11 protein-coding genes are annotated in these 16,928 nt (G+C 71.4%); 6 read left to right on the top strand and 5 right to left on the bottom strand.

Going from position 1 to position 16,928, the window contains the following annotated elements:
* The first annotated feature begins 392 nt into the window (after window positions 1-392).
* The 4 genes from KIS93_RS13170 (at window position 393) to KIS93_RS13155 (ending at window position 4,658) form a co-directional block, all read left to right on the top strand.
* On the top strand, window positions 393-902 hold the full coding sequence (locus KIS93_RS13170) for a PadR family transcriptional regulator (protein WP_186404176.1): 510 nt from the start codon (window positions 393-395) through the stop codon (window positions 900-902).
* Window positions 899-1,579: an ABC transporter ATP-binding protein gene (locus KIS93_RS13165; RefSeq protein WP_186404175.1), complete on the top strand. Its 681-nt coding sequence runs from the start codon at window positions 899-901 to the stop codon at window positions 1,577-1,579. The genes KIS93_RS13170 and KIS93_RS13165 overlap by 4 nt, the downstream gene beginning before the upstream one ends.
* A complete protein-coding gene (locus KIS93_RS13160; protein ID WP_186404174.1) occupies window positions 1,576-4,185 on the top strand; it encodes an FtsX-like permease family protein in 2,610 nt (869 codons plus the stop codon). Before KIS93_RS13165 ends, KIS93_RS13160 begins: the two co-directional genes overlap by 4 nt.
* Window positions 4,186-4,313: 128 nt before the next feature.
* On the top strand, window positions 4,314-4,658 hold the full coding sequence (locus KIS93_RS13155; protein WP_186404173.1) for a hypothetical protein: 345 nt from the start codon (window positions 4,314-4,316) through the stop codon (window positions 4,656-4,658).
* Between the two features lie 75 nt (window positions 4,659-4,733).
* Here KIS93_RS13155 and KIS93_RS13150 read toward each other — a convergent pair whose 3' ends face one another.
* Genes KIS93_RS13150 through KIS93_RS13140 form a run of 3 tightly spaced genes read right to left on the bottom strand, consistent with a single transcriptional unit; the run spans window position 4,734 to window position 6,568 of the window.
* Window positions 4,734-4,955 carry a hypothetical protein gene (locus KIS93_RS13150; RefSeq protein ID WP_186404172.1) on the bottom strand — a complete coding sequence of 74 codons (222 nt, stop codon included), beginning with the start codon at window positions 4,953-4,955 and terminating at the stop codon, window positions 4,734-4,736.
* A 21-nt stretch (window positions 4,956-4,976) separates the two neighbouring features.
* The gene (locus KIS93_RS13145; protein WP_186404171.1) at window positions 4,977-6,098 is read right to left on the bottom strand and encodes a hypothetical protein; all 1,122 of its coding nucleotides are present in this window, start codon (window positions 6,096-6,098) and stop codon (window positions 4,977-4,979) included.
* Entirely contained in the window at window positions 6,095-6,568 is a 474-nt protein-coding gene (locus KIS93_RS13140) for a SigE family RNA polymerase sigma factor (RefSeq protein ID WP_246005274.1), read from the bottom strand. Before KIS93_RS13140 ends, KIS93_RS13145 begins: the two co-directional genes overlap by 4 nt.
* 598 nt (window positions 6,569-7,166) lie before the next feature.
* Here KIS93_RS13140 and KIS93_RS13135 point away from each other — a divergent pair.
* Both KIS93_RS13135 and KIS93_RS13130 read left to right on the top strand, forming a co-directional pair.
* A complete protein-coding gene (locus KIS93_RS13135; RefSeq protein ID WP_186404170.1) occupies window positions 7,167-7,448 on the top strand; it encodes a hypothetical protein in 282 nt (93 codons plus the stop codon).
* Between the two features lie 40 nt (window positions 7,449-7,488).
* A complete protein-coding gene (locus tag KIS93_RS13130; RefSeq protein WP_186404169.1) occupies window positions 7,489-7,629 on the top strand; it encodes a hypothetical protein in 141 nt (46 codons plus the stop codon).
* Window positions 7,630-7,834: 205 nt separating this feature from the next.
* Here KIS93_RS13130 and KIS93_RS13125 read toward each other — a convergent pair whose 3' ends face one another.
* Window positions 7,835-13,807 (bottom strand): RHS repeat-associated core domain-containing protein, encoded by a 5,973-nt coding sequence (locus tag KIS93_RS13125; RefSeq protein WP_186404168.1) that lies wholly within the window; start codon window positions 13,805-13,807, stop codon window positions 7,835-7,837.
* A gap of 63 nt (window positions 13,808-13,870) precedes the next feature.
* The gene (locus KIS93_RS13120) at window positions 13,871-16,834 is read right to left on the bottom strand and encodes an AfsR/SARP family transcriptional regulator (RefSeq protein WP_186404167.1); all 2,964 of its coding nucleotides are present in this window, start codon (window positions 16,832-16,834) and stop codon (window positions 13,871-13,873) included.
* Window positions 16,835-16,928: the final 94 nt, after the last annotated feature.

Below are 16,928 nucleotides of genomic sequence, written 5' to 3'. Positions count from 1 at the left end.
GGCGGTCGCGGCCACCCTACCGTTGACGATCACGTCGAGCTCCCGCGCTCTGGGAGGCTCGTCGCAGGTGCTGATCGGGTCGCCAAAGGTCCGGCCGTGCCGTGTGCTGCACCGGTGCTCTCATCGCGTCCATGACTGTGAGCCTTTCCCGGTCAGCCGCGGCGAAGTGTCAGCCGGCTCCCCAGCGGGCGGTGGGACAGGTTGCTGTGGATTTGGGCGCCGCGTGCTCGCAGATGTCTGCCAAGAGCAGGTTCGAGCCGTATGCGAACGGTACTCGCCCCGAGCCCGCATTCACCCTTCGGAAGATGGTCATGCTCGAATGGGCGAACGCATCGCGGCCGGTGAGTGAATCAGGTTGCCATAGGGATACCGAGTATGCATACTCGGTATCCATGTCGATCAGGCTCAGCCTGCTGGCGTTGCTGAGCAGCGGACCGCGGTACGGCTATCAGCTGCGGGTGGAGTTCGAGGCGTCCACGGGGGCGACCTGGCCGTTGAACATCGGCCAGGTCTACACGACGCTCTCCCGCCTGGAGCGTGACGGGCTCGTCGAGCCCGTCGGCGCCGACGAGCAGGGCCGCGTGGTCCACACGATCACCGAGGCCGGTCGGGAGGAGCTGGCGCGCTGGTTCAGCACCCCCGTCGCGCAGACCGACCGGCCTCGGGACGAGCTGGCGATCAAGGTCGCGATGGCCGTGGCGGGCGGCGTGGACGTCGCCGAGGTCATCCACACGCAGCGCATGGCCACGATGCGCGCGCTGCAGGAGCTCACGAGGGCCAAGCGGTCCGCCGCCGGCGGGCTCGCGCAGCGCCTGGTGCTGGATTCGTTGATCTTCAAGGCCGAGGCGGAGCAGCGCTGGCTGGACCACTGCGAGGCCGTTTCCAAGGAGAAGAACCGATGAGTGTGGTGGAGCTGCGGGACGTCACCCGCGAGCACGGGCAGGTGCACGCGCTGAGGGGGGTGAGCCTGGAGGTCTCGGCGGGGGAGCTGGTCGCGGTCATGGGGCCGTCCGGCTCGGGCAAGTCCACGCTGCTCAACCTGGCGGGCGGCCTCGACCGGCCCACCTCGGGGGTGGTGACGATCGAGGGCGAGGACCTGTCCCGGGTCAAGGACGTGGCCGCGATCAGGCGCAACCGCGTCGGCTACGTCTTCCAGGACCTCAACCTGATCCCGTCGCTGACCGCCGCCGAGAACGTGATGCTGCCGAGGGAGCTCGACGGCGTGCGCGCCGGGCGGGCCCGGCCCGAGGCGCTGGCCGTGCTGGCCGAGGTGGGGGTCGAGGAGATCGCCGACCGTTTCCCCGAGGAGCTGTCCGGCGGGCAGCGCCAGCGGGTGGCCATCGCCAGGGCGCTGGTGGGCGAGCGGCGGCTGCTGCTGGCCGACGAGCCGACCGGCGCGCTCGACACGGCCACCGGCGACGAGATCCTGGAGCTGCTGCGGGCCCGCTGCGACGCCGGCGCGGCCGTGCTGCTCGTCACCCACGAGCCCCGCTACGCCGCCTGGGCCGACCGGGTGATCTACCTGCGTGACGGGCTGATCGCCGAGACGGGCGCCGTGCGGCTGGAGAGCGCCAGATGAGCGCCTTCCGCGCCGCGCTGCGCATCTCCCGCCGCGACGCCCTGCGCGCCAAGGGCCGCACCGCCCTGATCATGGTCATGATCGGCCTGCCCGTCCTGGCCATCACGGCGTTACTGACACTGTCGAGGACCACGGACCTGACACCGCAGGAGGAGCTGCCGTCCCGGCTGGGCTCGGTCGCCGACGCAGCCGTCTACTCCCAGGTGAACGGAGAACCCATCGACCAGGACCCGGCCGGCCGATCCGCCCGGCAGGCCACCGACGGGGCGAAACCGCCACCCCAGTCGACAGAGGTCGCAAGGCTGATCCGTGGCCGGATGATTCCGTTCTACGACTACTCCACCGACGCCCGGATCCAGGACGGCTTCGAGCGGGTGGACCTGCTGGAGATCGACCTGCGCGACCCGCTCACCGCCGGCCTGCGGACGCCGGCCGAGGGCAGGCTCCCGGCCACGCCGCAGGAGATCGCGGTGACGCCCGCGCTGCTCGACCGCGGCGTGCGCGTCGGCGGCACCCTGCAGCTGACCAGGAGCGGCGCGCCGAAGCGCGTGGTCGGCGTCGTCGAGGACCCGACCAGGCCCGGCGTCATGGAGGTCGTCGGCCTGTACGGGTCGGTGCTGGCGAACAAGACCGAGCCGCAGGGCAATGGCTGGCTGATCGACACCCAGGGCCCGGTCACCTGGAAGAAGGTGCGCGAGCTGAACCAGGCCGGGCTCCGCGTGGCCTCCCGCGCGGTGATCGAGAGCCCGCGCGCGCAGGAGTACGAGTACCTGGTCAGATCGGGTGACGAGCTGCTGTGGCTGGCCATCGCCGTGCTGCTCGTCGTCACCGAGACGGTCCTGCTGGCGGGCCCCGCGTTCGCCGTCGGGCTGCGGCGGCGCAGGAGGGAGCTGGCCACCATCGCCGCGCAGGGCGGCTCTCCCGGGCACCTGCGGATGATCGTGCTGGCCGACGGCCTCGTGCTGGGTGGCGCAGCGGCCCTGATCGGCGTCGCGCTGGGCATCGGCACCGGCGCGGTGGCGGAGTCGATCGCGGCGCGCCTGCTGGACTGGCGCAGCGGCCCGGTCGACGTGCCGTGGGCCGAAGTGCTCGGCGTCGCCGCGCTCGGCCTGCTCAGCGCGCTGGTCGCGGCGGTGGCACCGGCGGTGCGGGCCGCGCGGCAGAGCCCGGCGCGGGTGCTGGCCGGCCGCCCGGACGAGGTGCGCGACCGCCCGGCCCGCCCGCTGGCCGGCCTCGTGCTGCTCGCCCTCGGGTTAGGAGCGACGGTCCTGTTCGCGTCCCAGCCGCGTTGGCTCGTGGCCGGGCCGGTCGCGAGGATCCTGTCCGGGTCCCGGCAGGAGCTGGTCGTGGTGGCGGCGTCCACCGTGGTCCTGTTCGGGCTGATCCTGCTGATGCCCTGGCTGGTGCGGCGCACCGCGCCGCTGGCCGCGCGGCTGCCGCTGCCGGCGCGCCTGTCGGTCAGGGACGCCACCCGCCACCGAACCCGCACCGTCTCGGCGGTGGCCGCCGTCATGGCCGCCACCATGGGCGCGGTCACCGTCGGCCTGGCCTACACCAGCACCTACACCGCCGAGCGGCGGATGAACCGGATCGACGCGCCCGAGGGCACCCTGACCGTGTACGCCGGCGACGTGGACGCGGCCACCTGGGCCCGGGTCCGCGCCGCCGTCCAGGAGAGGCTGCCCGGGGCGAGTCTCGTGCCGGCACTGGAGGCCCAGGACGGCACCGGGCACAGCATGCCGACGCTGATCCAGCCGGAATCGCGGGAATGCGCCAGTGACGCCTGCCGGCATCACGGACTGAGCTCCTTCGACGTGCCGATCGGGGACGCCCAGGTGCTCGCCCTGCTCCAGGGCCGCAGGGACCCGCAGGCCGCGGCGGCGCTCGCGGCCGGCAAGGTCGTGGTCTTCGACCCCAGGCTGGTCAGCGACGGCACCGTCAGCCTGACGATACTGCCCAGAACCGGTGACCGCATCGACAGGAAGACGATTCGGGCCCCGGCCGTGGTGGCGCAGGGGGCGCAGCCCGAGCAGGGCGGCGCCGTGGTGCCCGCCTCCGTGGTGACGGCGGCCGGCTACAGGACGGCCGAGCGGCGGATCTACGTCCCGGCCGCCGGGCATGTGCGCGACCAGCGGGACCTGCAGCGCTTCAGCGATCACCTGCAGTCGGTGACGACTCACGCGTACGCGACGCTGGCCCAGGACTACGCCGCCCAGAAGCTCGCGACCCTGCTGGCGGCGGCGCTGGCCGCGGCGGTCGTCCTCGTGCTCGGCGGGACGTTCGCGGCGACCGGGCTCGCCGTGGCCGACATGCGCCGCGACCTCGACACCCTGCACGCCGTGGGCGGCCGGCCGCTGACCCGCAGGCTCGTGGCGGCGGCCCAGGCCGGCTACATCGCGGAGCTGGGCGCGCTCATCGGGCTCGTCGCGGGCGCGGTCACCGGCCGCTCGCTGTCGGCGTCCATGGCGTCGATGTGGGATGACGGCCCGGTCGTCGTGCCGTGGGCGTTCCTGGCCGCGCTCGTCCTCGGCCTGCCGCTGCTGGCGGCCCTGCTCGCGGGCCTGTTCACCCGGACGAGGGCGAAGCCGGCGCGCCGGGTGGCGTGAGCCGGTACCTCAGCGTGATCAGCGCGGAGGCGAAGATGATCAGCGCGGGGACCGCGGTCTGACCGATGAGGACCGCGGCCACCACGCTATCCGCCGATATCCGAGCGGCCTTCACCACGATCCGTGTGGTGAAGGCGATCAAGACACCGAACGGCCTGGCGCAGACCCACGCTTTCGGCGGCGACCACGATCGAGCAATCACCCTCTGCCAGCACGCCCTCGCGATCGCCGCCAACCTCTGCTCCCAGGACAAGACCTCCACAGACCGGTGCCGTCACCGCACGCGGCCTCCACCAGACCATCCGCAAGCCCTTCAAGACGGCGACACCGAACTGTGCTCTCTCATACAGGCCTTCGTGCGGCCTAAGGACATTGCCGTATGCCAAGCAATCGCAACTGCAAGCTCTTTCGCCAGGTCTCTCGTCGAAATGCTGTGTCGCCGCTTGATATCGGCACTTCGCCGACTTCTGTGACAGGTTGATGGCGCTACGTCCAAGATCAGAGCCACCGGGGGCAGGGGAGTGCCGCCTCTGTTGATCTCGACACCTTCACGCACGCATGCCAGTGGCGGCCATCAAGCCGCTGCCTGTGCGTGCGCAAAGACCTTTGAACGTCGTGGTCCACGCCGCCTGGCTCAAGACGAGCTGAGGCCTCTGACCGCCATGGAAGGATTCGGTGGTGACGGTGGCGGCATCGCCTGCCTTCTCGGTACGGCGCGGTGCCGTCATCGCGGTCGCCACAGCGATCGCGATGACGCAGAACTCGGCCACCAGCGCGTTGCTGCGCGCCCGCTACTGGCCGCGGCAGCCTTCAGGCCGCTCCGGGCGGTCATCGGTCCAGCCGGTGGCGGGCATCCAAACCATCGACGTCATGATCGTGCCCTTGGGCAGGCCCACGGTGTCCTCTCCCGCCTTGGTGACCTCAGCCAGGATCTCGCCGGTCATCGGGTCGAGAATGGTCGTGTGATCCTCGGTCACCTCGTCGTCCTCGCCGAATTCCGCGGAGTAGTGGCTGCCCTTGGTGAAGTCCACGGCCAAACCCTCGCGGCGCAACCGGTCTGTGGCCATCCCCCGGACGCTGGTCGTCGGCAGGTCGGCGAGCAGTCGCAGGACAGCGGCCCGGGCCGCGGGACGGAGGGGCTTCGACAGCAGGAGCCAGGCGTTTTCCGGCGGACGCGCCTGGCCTGTCTCCTTAATTCGCTCCGATTGGCGGGCGCGCAGCCACTCCCGCAACCCCTTCTCGTCGGCGGGCAGCGCCAAGATCTCGGCCAGCGTGTACGGTCCGAGCGGTCGAGCGCCAGGACCGTGATCCGGCGAGACACCTCGGGAGTACTGGCAGACCAGATTCTTCGCACGCATCGGCAGTTTCGGACAATCGGCCGCCCTCGTGCCGGGTGTGCAGATCCGCTGGACCTTACTGGGCGACCCGGCGGCCTTCCAGGCTCGCTCATCAGCCGCGGTCGCCGGGTTCAGGGACGGTTCCCCGTTCCGCGTCTGCACGGGGTCCATGGAGTCGCGTGGCAGCCAGAGCTCAGACGTCGACGAAACCACCGCATTGAAGGTGTGCGCGCCGGCGCGCACCCGGATCAGACTCTCGCTCACCAGTGACCTGCGCCAGTACGCGCCGTGCTCGTCCGGGAGCCGCTCGATGCGCGCGGCCAGCCGGCGCAGTGCCTCATTGCCGTCGACGGGCACGAGCTCGGGGGCAGGCACCGCGATCAGGTTGGAGACCAGCAGGACCACGGCCAGGACGACGGCGGCCGCCGCTGCCGCCACCACGATCGGCATCCCTCGCAAGCCCCGGGACGGCCGGACGGGGGCAGGGGGTACGACCGGTCTGAGGCTTTCGGGTGACACCAGTTCCGCACCGGCGCTGAACGCGTCACGAAGCCGGTCTTCGACCTTGCGGGTCATCGCTCCTCCTGCAGCTCGGTCGCGAGCGTCTTCAACGCCCGGGACGCCGTCGATTTGACCGTTCCGCGGCTGATGCCCAGCACCTGGGCGATCTCTGCCTCTGACAGGTCGAGGTAGAAGCGCAGCACCAGCACCTCGCGCTGGCGTCGCGGCAGAGCCCGAACGGCCAGGAACACCTGGCGGCGGGTCTCACCCAGCAGCGCGGCCGCCTCCGCCGACCAGAACGAAACCTCTTGAAGGCCACGCAGGCGCCCGATGACCGCCCTGCGCCGCAGGACCGTCCTGCACCCGTTGAGCACGGCGGTGCGCAGGTAGGGAAGCATGTGCTCACGGTCGGTGAGTGTGCTCCACCTGCGATACACGGCGGCGAACGCGTCCTGAACCACGTCCTCGGCCGTCTCCTGATCGCTCACCAGCAGGAACGCCAACCGCACCAGGGCGAGTCGGTGAACCAAGAACAGCTCGCTCACCCCCGTGTCGGCCGACGCCTCGCTGGCCGAGGCGCGGGGTGGGCCATGGGTGATCTCGAATCGCATGTCTAATACATGCGGCAGTAGGGGAGGAGGTTGCGTCCCGCCGACGTGATTGTTGGATGGGAGCCCAGCGAGCCACCGGAAGAATGAGGCACACCGGCCGCACGCCGATGATGGGGGCGTCTCCGACGCGAGTCTCGGAGGCATTGACCACCAACCAGCTCTGGCAGGCGCCGAACACTTCGCTGCCGCGCCAATCCTCTTGGCAGGGCTGCGGCACCGCCTGCCGGGAGCGCCGCCTGTTGGCGGGTACCGCCTGCCGCACCTGTTGCCCAGGGGTGCGCACGACAGAACAGCGGATCAGCGGCAGGCCGGCTCGGCGATGCCCGACAGGAGGGAGCGGTAATGGCGCAGGGAAGGCAGCACTCGCTCGTGAAGCTGGCCGCGGCGGGCTTGGCTCTGGTGATATGCCTCCTCGCCCTGTTCAAGGCCCGCCGGCCGACCAGCGGGCGCCCCCAGCGGACGGGCGACGCCGTGCTGGCTCGTGATGTGTTGTGGGTTGCGGACGGGGAGGGCCATCAGGGTTTGTGTACGGTTGTTGGAGAACGGCCGGACCCGATTCGTCGGGCTGGGCGCCGCCGGCGGCGCCCGTCCGGCCGATGAGCGGACCGCCGATGAGATCGGCTCGATCACCACAACGATGACCGGCATGCTGCTGGCGGACCTGGCCAAGGGACGAACTTCGGCCTGGCACGGGGCAGTGATGGCGACACAGCGCGAGATGGGCGAGGCCGGGATCCGCGGACTGGTGGACGGGATCCGGAGTGCGATCTCGACTGCGGCGCCGCCGGGAGCCGCACCGGCGACCGCAGGCTGACACGCGGTGCTGGACAGGGACACTGTGAGACAGGCAGGCCATGAACCAAGGCCCGTGCGGCGAGCTGATCAGCCGGATGGCCGGGGCCGTCGGAGCCATCACGACCGCCCACCCGCTGCGGGTGGCCCTGACCGGCTCCTCGGCTCGCATCTGGTCCCGACCATGCGCGGCGAGCTGCTGACCCGGCTCGGACGGCGACCGGAAGCGCGCGCCGAGCTGGAGCTGGCCGCCCGGCTCTGCGCGGACCAGCGCGAACGCGCAGTGCTGCTGCGAAGGCCGCCGTGCTCGGGCCCGTGGCGAGCTGATGGACCGTGCCGAACCCGCTGTGAGTCCGGCAGCCCATGAAGAGGGGGACGTCGGGCTGCCGAACGCCCCCCATCCAGCCATCAGTCATCCAGGTTGTAACTGTTGTGGTCGCACCCTCTCAACGGGCATGGCCCCGCTTGTGGAGCCGCGCAGCCCTCGCATGGCGGCGGCACTCCGGCCGACCCGGTGTGCTCGCCCTGCCCTCCGCTGGGCAGGTGCGTGCACCCGTATTCCGGCCTGGAGCCGGAGTCACACGTTCGTACGGGGCTGCGGCCGTCGCTGGTGAAGAGCTCCTGGACGAAGTCGATGACGGGATCCACGAGTCCGAACTGGTCCAGCACGTCCAGGGTGAGGAAGACGACCCCCACCCCTGGGATCAGCTGGCCGCCCTCCAGGATGGCCCCTTTGACGCACGCTTGGCTGGTCCAGCCTTCTGACTCGCAGTCGATGACGACGCCCAGGGCGCCGGTGGCGTAGCCGATGCCGTCGGTCATCTCCACGAACTCGGTGATCTTGGCGCAGCCGAGGGAGTCGGTGCACAGCTCCATGCCGAGTTCGGTGACGTCGAGCGAGGTGTCGACGCCGTCGTTCACGCGTTCGGCGAGGTCCTCGACCGTGAGGTCCTCATCGCCGGTGATGGTGGCGCGCTCGCGCCTGGGGCCGCAGGCGGGATGGTTGTTGCCCGAGCTACCGGGAGCGCACAGCTCCTGGGCCGCCGGCGGCGGGTCGGGAGTCGAGGGCGCGGGCTGTGCGTTGATCCAGCCCTTGCCGTTGAACGAGCACTTGACCTCTCCGAAGGCGCACGCGTCGGGGATCAGGCCGCTGGGGTCGGAGAAGGCTGTGGGATTGTTGAGCCCGTAGGCGTATGGGTTGAGGGTCTGTGGCCGGGCGGCGTCGAAGAGCGGGTCGGGGGAGACGAACCGCCCCATCGAGGGGTCGTAGTAGCGGGCGTTGAGGTAACTCAGCCCGGTGGAGGCGTCCTCGATCTGGCCGATCCAGCCGCGGTCGGTGGCGGTCCTGTCGGTGCCGCGCGGCCTGCCGTAGGGCTGGTAGGACCTCACGTGAGCGGCGGCCGTGGCGCCGGCGGGGACGCTGAGCTGGACCGAACCCTGATTGTCGGTGGCCAGGAACTCCACGCCGCCGGTCGTGCGGATCGCGATGGGCGTGTCGTTGAACCTGTAGGTGCGCACCGCCTTCGATCCCGTGATCTCGTGGCCGTCGATGTAACGGGTCGTGCCCGCCGGGGTCTTGCGCTGCAGGCGTTCACCGTCGGCGTCGTAGACGAAGCTGGAGCTGCCTGCGGCCAGGAGCAGCCGTTCGGGGCTCCAGGTGAGCGTCTCGGTCTGGCCTGAGACGGTTCGGCTCGCCAGGTCGCCGTTGGCGTTCCACGTGTAGGTGTCGCCACCGACCGCGGTGGGGGCGTGCGGTCGGGCGGCGCCCGCGGCCGGATAGGTGTAGGCGATCGGCGTGCCGCCCTCGGCCCGCCGGGTGAGGTTGCCGTCCACGCTGAGGGTGTAGGCGTGGTCGTAGGCGTTGGCGCCGGTGCCGGGGGTGCCGGTCGCGCAGGTGCCCGTCGTGGTGAAGGCGCGGGTGAGGCGCCGGCGGTCGTCGTGGTCGAAGCACTCGCGCCACGACTGACCGTTCAGGGTCGTGAGCCGGTCGACGACGTCGCCGAAGGTGTCGTCGTAGGCGAAGCGCAGGTCCTGCAGCGCGGTGTCGCCGCCGCCCGCCTTGATCGCCTTGACGCGCTGGTCGGCGTCATACTCCATGACCCGGCTGAAGGGCACGGACCTGGATCCGGACAGGTTCCACACCGAACGGGCCCGGTCGTCGTACAGGGCGGCCCAGACGTACTCGGCGGCGCCGGTCATGGTGGAGGCGAGGCCGACGTCGTTGTAGGTGGTGGTCACGCTCTCGGCGGGGAGCCCTCCGACGGCCGGGTAGGTGATGCGGGTGGGGTGGTCGGCGGCGTCGTAGCCGTAGCCGACGGTGTAGCTGGCGTCGGGGAAGATCCAGGTCTGGCCGGTGGGTCTGGCCCGGCCGTCGTAGCCGGTGACGTCGACCACGTAGGAGCCGCCGCTCTCCACGCGGGTGGTCTTGTCCAGCAGGCCCGTCTCCCCGGCCGCGTCGTACTCCCACTTGGCGAGCAGGGCGCCGGTGGGGGAGTCCCTGCGGCGTTCGGTGGGGCGGTCCAGCGCGTCGTAGAGGGTGTGCACCTGCGTGCCGGCGGCGCTGGTCGCCCTGGTCTGGTTCCCGGCCGCGTCGAACCCGTAGGTCCAGGTGCCCATGTCGGGATCGGTCATGGCGATCTTGCGTCCGGCGAGGTCGTAGGTGTTGGTGATGGTGTTGCCCGCCGGATCGGTGATGGTGGTGAGCCGGTCGGCCTTGTCGTAGCCGTACTGGGTGGGGCGCCAGGCGGCACCGTCGCGTTCCTCCACCTTGGTCACGCGGCCGTGGGCGTCGCTGACCGTGCGGACGACTCCGCCCGCCAGGGGATGCGGGGTCGTCGTCACCGAGTCGTGCGTGTAGTCGGTGACGACCGAGCGCCGGGCGGCGCCTGCGGTCCACGAGATCTGCCAGACGGGACGGCGGAGCTCGTCATAAGCGGTCGTCTCGTCGTTCGCCCAGCCGCCCGCCGGGGTGGGGAGCAGGCCGGCTCCGGCCGTGCCGGTCAGGGCCTGCGGCTGGGAGGTGGCGGCGACCAGGCCGCGTTCCTCGTACCGGGTGTCGGTGACGATCACCTTGCCGGATTCGGGGGACAGCACGTGGGTCTGGCGCGGACGCAGCCAGCTGTCGTGCAGCACCCAGGAGTCGACGTACCTGGTGGTGTCCTGGAGTCTGCGGGTCCGGACCACGCCCGGCCTGGTCTTGTCGGGGTCGAGATCGTAGCTGAATTCGTACGAGGCGGCGCCGCCCTGCTCCGTCGGCCGGTGCACGGTGCGCGTGCGGCCCAGCGCGTCGTAGGAGAAGCTGGTCCGCGCGCCCCGCGCGTCGGTGGTCGCCTTCGGCGCCTGCCGGGGCCGGAACCAGGTCGTGGTGGTCTTGTGCCCCAGGTGGTCGGTGACCGTCGTGGTCGCCGGATACCTGATCGCCGGGGTGTGGGCGGTCGTGGTGGTGTGCCCGTTGGGGTCGGTCACCTTCAGCGGCCGTCCCAGCCTGTCGTAGGTCGTGGTGGTCGTCGCCCAGGTCGGCGCGCTGGTGATCTTGACTCGTGTGCCGGTCCGGTCGCCGCGCGCCGTCGCCGCCGCGCCGAACGCTCCGCCGTCGTAGGCGTACTCCTCCCGGGCCAGCTCGGGCCCGTCGCACGTGGCGTTGCCGTAGCGGGTGACCGACGCGGGCAGGTCCAGCAGCCAGAGGTCGGTGTTCACCGTGGGCACGGTGACCGTGCACCGCTCGTCACCGGCCGAGGCCAGCCAGCCGTGTTCGATCACCTTGTCCGGCGTGCCCAGCAGCCCGTTGTAGACGGTCTGGGAGCGGCTGCGCACCAGAGCGCCGCCGGCGGGGTCGCGCCGCCGCTCCACCCGGTCGCTCGGCATGACGAACCAGGCGTCGTCCAGCGGATCGAGCCCGGCGGCGTCCACGGTGCGCTGCGCGTGGTAGCCGGTCACCGTGCCGTGCTCGACGCTGCCGTCGGCGCGCAGCTCCTGCTGGTCGAGCACCCCGCCGGCCAGCCAGTTCTCGTCGTTGACGTTGGTGACGGTGCCGTCCAGGCTGGAGGTCCTGGCCACCCGCGAGCCCGCCCCGGGGAACGGGTCGCCGGCCAGCCTGTCGCCGTTCATGCCACGGAAGAGCCGGTATTGCGTCCGCCCGCTGCCCTGCGTGACCAGCACGTCGGCGTAGCCGCGCCACTCCGACCAGGTCTGGTTGGCGTTGGAGACGAACTCGTCCCGGTCGTGATGCCAGGCCGCGTTGGGCAAGCCCGCGCCGACCTGGTCGCCGTACTTGTAGGAGGTGATCATCGCGGGACTGCCGCCGGCGGTGTCACGTTGCTCCACCTGGGTCACCACGTACTTGTGGAACACCGCGAACCCCGCGGCCCCGCCATCCGGCGCGTGCCAGTGCGGGAAGCAGTCGCGGGTGTTCAGGTGCCAGTTCGGCGGATCGGGGATCGGGCTCGGGCACGGGTGCGGCCGGCCGTAGGTGACGATGACCTGCCCGCCGGTCTCGTTGGTCACCACGCCGACCCGGTAGTGCGGCATCGCCGACAGGCCGCCCGCCGTGTCGACCCGGTTGCTCAGCAGGACCGGCCAGAAGGTCACCGGTGGCATCGTGATCCGCTCCTCCTCGGACATGCCCTTGCGCTGGATCGCGGTCAGATACAGCTTCTGGTCCCCGGTCCGGTTCGGGTCGGGGTCGGGGAAGGCGTGGGCGAGCAGGATGCGGTCCACATCGGCGAACTTCTCCTCGCCCACCTCGACCTGCGTGGTCAGCGAGACGTACCGCAACGCGGTGAAGAACGTCGGGGAGTGCTCGGCGCACACCTCGGTGAAGCACATGAGATCGACCGGGGTGTCGGGATAGCTCGCGGCCGTGGCCGCGGTCGGCTGTGAGCAGCCCGCTGCCAGGTCCACGCACCGGTAGTCGAGGTCGAAGGTGACCTGTGCCGACGGCTCGGTCTCGTTCGCGGCCCGCCGTTTGCCGTACTTGAGCAGCTCCAGCGCGCCGCCTCGGACGTACTCCGTGTGCTCCAGGCCGGGCCAGCCGTTCAGCGCGGCGTAGTGGTTGATCTCCTTGCGGTACTCGTACTGCTGGACGTTGTCGTGCGGGTCGATGACCAGGTCCAGGTTCCACCGCCACGCCTGCACGCACCACGGCAGCGGGGTCTCGGTGTTGCACGGCTCGCCCGCGTCGTCGCCGAACACCGGCACCGTCCACGCCGAGTGGGTCTCCACCCCGACGTCGGGGTTGACGCCCCGGCCGAAGAAGTACTGCACGCCGTCAGGGGTCGTCACCTTCCAATGCTCGCCGTCGTTGTCGCCGTTCTTCGCGCCGGTCAACTGCTCGATCCGCCATCGGGGGTCGTCCTTGAGCCGCCACTGCTTCGTCGGCGTCCCGGGCAGCGGCACCAGCTCTCCCGATCGGCCGTTGAGCGAGATGGTGGCGTTGTCGGACTTCCAGCACAGGTCGTCCGAACCCTGGCCATCGGCGCGGCAGGAGTTGTAGCGGCGCTCGATGAAGGCATCGGCGAAGTCCCCCCAGCCCAGCCCGATCGGGCCGCTCTGGGTGTTCTTGCCCGACACCATGCCGTCCACCGTGCCGGAGGAGTAGCTCAGGCTCAGCGACGGCGTCGGGCCGGCGGGCGCCTGCTGCAGCGGCACATCGTAGTTGTAGGTGAAGTTCCCCGATCCCGTGATGACCTGCCAGTCGCCGGAGAGCGCGAGCGGCGTCGCCTTGAACGAGCCCTCCTCGCCCTCAGGGCCGGCCGTGACGGCGAACAGCCCGGCCGGGACCTGCGCGCTCAGCTTGGTCCCGCTCTTGAGCGACGGTACGACCGGGCGGTCGGTGCCGTCCTTGAGCGAGGGCGTGCGCCGGCGCTCGCAGCCGCCGGTCAGGGTGCACTCGGGGAGCCGGACGAGCTTGAGCCGGTCGGCGTATCCCGCGCCGTAGCGCTCGGCGAAGCCGGCGAAGTCGACGGAGACCCTGGTGGCCGCGGAGATCCGGAACAGCAACCCCGGCAGTCCCGGTCGCTCTTCCAGCACCTCCACCCGCGCGGTCGTGCCGGCGGCCCCGCTCACCTCCAGCGGTCCGACGCGCTGCGCCTTCGCGTCCAGTCTCACCACGGCCGACGTCGCGGCCGGAAGCTCGGTGCGTTTCGGCTCGGGCGCCGGGGTGCTGCGCACCTCGGGTGCCGATCGGATCGCGGTGACCCGTGGCGAGCCCGGCGGGGCGGCCGATCTCTCGAGCGCCGCGCGCCAGTCCAGCTCCGGCGGCGCCATCCGAGTGGCCGTGTCCCTGATCGCGGCCCCGGTGGGGGACCCGAGCGGGGCCTTGAGCACGGGCGCGGTCAGGCCGCCGCATAACAGTGTGAGAATGATGAGGATTGGGCTGAGCACGATGACTCCTGAGGGTGAGAAGTCAAAACAGGCTCAGTCTGAGCTTGCGCCGTCATAAGCCCGTCATAAGTGCACGTGTTCGGCCTCCGGCGAGCCGACCTGGAGGAACAGGTCACGAGCGCGCTCCCGGAGCCTCCGCGCGGCGACGGCGTCACCGTGCACCTCGCTCAGCGCCCGGCAGGCGCGGGCCTGCCACAGCGGGGTGTCGAGGCCGGCGAAGATGCTGATCGCCGTGGAGAGCTGATCGATCGCCTGGCGGGCCTCCCCACGCCGGTGGTGCACCATGCCCAGCGCGACCCGGATCCTGCCATCGGTCAGCGGCTCGCCGAGCGGCCTGTTCAGCTCCAGGGCCTCCCGCAGCAGCCCGATGGCCGCGCCCAGCGCCCCTGTCTCCAGCCGGACCAGGCCCAGGCCGTAGCGGGCCTCAGCCTCCTCGCGCGGATCGCGGAGCTCCTCGGAGATGCCCAGCATCTCCTTGAACGCCGCCTCCGCCCCATCGATCTCCCCGCAGCCGAGACGAAGCTGGCCCAGCCAGTAGAACACCTCGGCCAGAATGCGCGGGTCACCGGCGCGCCCTGCCTCCAAAGCCTGCTCCAGGTACGGCAGCGCCCGGTCGAACGCGCCGATCTCCACCAGCAGTTGCCCGAGGGATCGGAGCAGGAGGATCTCCGCGCCACGGTCACCCCGGGCGCGATGGGCCCGCAACGCGTCCTCGTGCCGGACGACCGCCTGCTCGTAACGGCCGAGCATGCCGTCCACGTGGGCGGCCACCCCCAGGGCGTAGACGAGGCCGCGGGTCTCGCCGAGGTCGCGGAAGGTGTCGACCGACTCCTCCAGTACGGCCACGGCTTCGGCGTACTGGTGCCGGTAGGCGCCCAGCAGCCCCAGGCCCATCAGCATGACCGCCGTTCCCCTGCGGTTGCCGCCTGTCCGGGTGGCGGCCAGGGCGCACCTGAGCGTCTCCTCCCAGTCGTCGTTGTGCGCCCGGGTGAGGAACAAGGTGTAGGAGCTGGCCACGAGATCCCAGCACAGCTCGTCCAGGCCGGCGTCCGCGGCCTGCCGTACCGCCATGACGAGGTTGACCCGTTCGGTGTCGTACCAGGCCAGCGGGTCCTCGGCGATGGCCGCCCCCCGTTCCCGTACGGCGGGCGTCCAGCGCGGGGCGGTGCCGTGCAGTGTGGCAAAGTCGCCTCCGGACAGCACGATGTGCGCCCGCTCGGCCAGGGCCAGCCAGCCGCCCAGGGCTCTGGCGACGGCCGGCGCCGGATCCTGTGTGCCGCTCTCCTTGGCGTACAGGCGGACCAGGTCGTGCAGGTGATAGCGGGTGCCCGACACCGCGAGCAGCTGCGCCTCCACCAGCTCGGCGATGAGCGGGCGCACCTCGGCGACCTCGAGGTCGAGCAGCGCGGCGCAGGTCCAGGCGGCGACGTCGGGCGCGTAGAGGTGGGCCAGCAGGCGCAGCAGCCGCTGAGCCTGCTCGCTGAGGCCGCGGTGGCTGAGCGCGAGACTGGCGCGCACCTCGAGGTCGCTGTAGGAGAGCTCGTCGAGCCGCCCGCGCTCGTCGGCCATGGCGTCGACCAGGCGCTCCAGCGGCCAGTCCTGGGTGAGGAGCCGCGCGCCCGCGATGCGCAGGGCGAGGGGCAGTCCGCCGCACAACCGCGCGAGCCTGCGGGCCGCCCGCGGTTCGGCCGTGACGCGCTCCCGGCCCAGGATCCGGGCCAGCAGGTTCACCGCCTGGTCCACGCTCAGGACCTCCAGCTCGGTCAGCCGCGCTCCCGGCAGCCCGGCCAGTCTGCGGCGGCTGGTGACAAGCACGCCGCACCCTGGCCCTCCCGGGATCAGCGGGCGGACCTGCGCCTCGTCCACCGCGTTGTCCAGCACCACGAGCACGCGCCGGTCGGCCAGCCGCGACCGATACTCCTCGGCCCGCTCCTCCAGCCCGCGAGGAAGGTCGGCTTCCGGGAGGCTGAGGGCCCGGAGAAAGCGGGCGAGCACGTCGACCGGTGCCATCGGGTACGCCTGGAGGTTCACGTAGAGCTGGCCGTCGGGAAAGCGGCCGGTCAGCCGGTGGGCCACGTGGACGGCCAGCGTAGTCTTGCCCACCCCCGCCTGCCCGGCGATGGACACGACGGTGACCGCGTTGCCCGCGCCGCCCTCGCGAAACAGGCCATGGAGCTCTTCTGCGACACCCTCCCTCCCAATGAAGTCCGAAATATCCGGCGGTAGCTGGCGTGGACGGACCGGGCTCAGCACGGCCGGCTCCGGCTTCAAGGAGTCGTCGCCGGTCAGGATCGCCTGCTCCAGGCGCCGCAGCTCCGGGCCGGGCTCCAGACCCAGCTCGGAGACGGACTCCTGCCGGGTGCGCTGGTAGGCGCGCAACGCCTCCGCCGTGCGGCCGTCGCGGTACAGCGCCAGCATCAGCAGGGCGCAGACGCGCTCCCTCAGCGGATGCTCCTCCGCCAGTGCCGCCAACTCTCCCGCCACCTGGTGGTGACGGCCCAGCCTCAGCTCCAGATCCAGGCATTCCTCCAGGACCTCGACCCGCCGCTCCTGCAGCCGCCGCGCCTCGGCCACCACCAGATCGTTGTCCAGGTCGGGCAGCGGCTGGCCGCGCCACAGCGCCAGAGCAGCGCGGAGCCTGGCCACCGCCTTGTCCCACTGCTGCCCCGCGCTCGCCCGCCTGCTCTCCTCCACGTGCCGCTCGAAGGCGAGCATGTCCAGCTCGTCGGCCATCGCCCGCAGCAGGTATCCGCCGGGGCGGGTCTCGATCAGGTCGCCGGGCAGGCCGCCGCCGGTGAGCGTGATCCGAAGCCGTCCCACCGCGTTCTGCACCTGCCGCCTGGCGCTGGCGGGCGGGGCGTGCGGCCAGGCCGACTCGATCAGCAGGTCGATCGAGACCAGCCGGTTGGCCCTGAGCAGCAGCACCGCGAGCAGCTCTCGCTGGCTGCGCCCGGAGACGCGCAGCAGCCGGCCCGCCGCCGTCACCTCCAGTGGGCCGAGGATGCCGAACCACGCGACGCCGTACACGTTGCCCTCCGACTACGCCCTCCGACTGCGTCCTCCGACTATGTGCTTCACATGGCCAGATGCCGCTCGCATCGTAACGAGAACACGTTCACAG

This window comes from [Actinomadura] parvosata subsp. kistnae, assembly GCF_900323885.1.
GTDB classification, from domain to species: domain Bacteria; phylum Actinomycetota; class Actinomycetes; order Streptosporangiales; family Streptosporangiaceae; genus Nonomuraea; species Nonomuraea composti.
The sequence above is the reverse complement of the archived record's forward strand: the minus strand, read 5'-3'. Positions and strand labels throughout refer to the sequence as shown.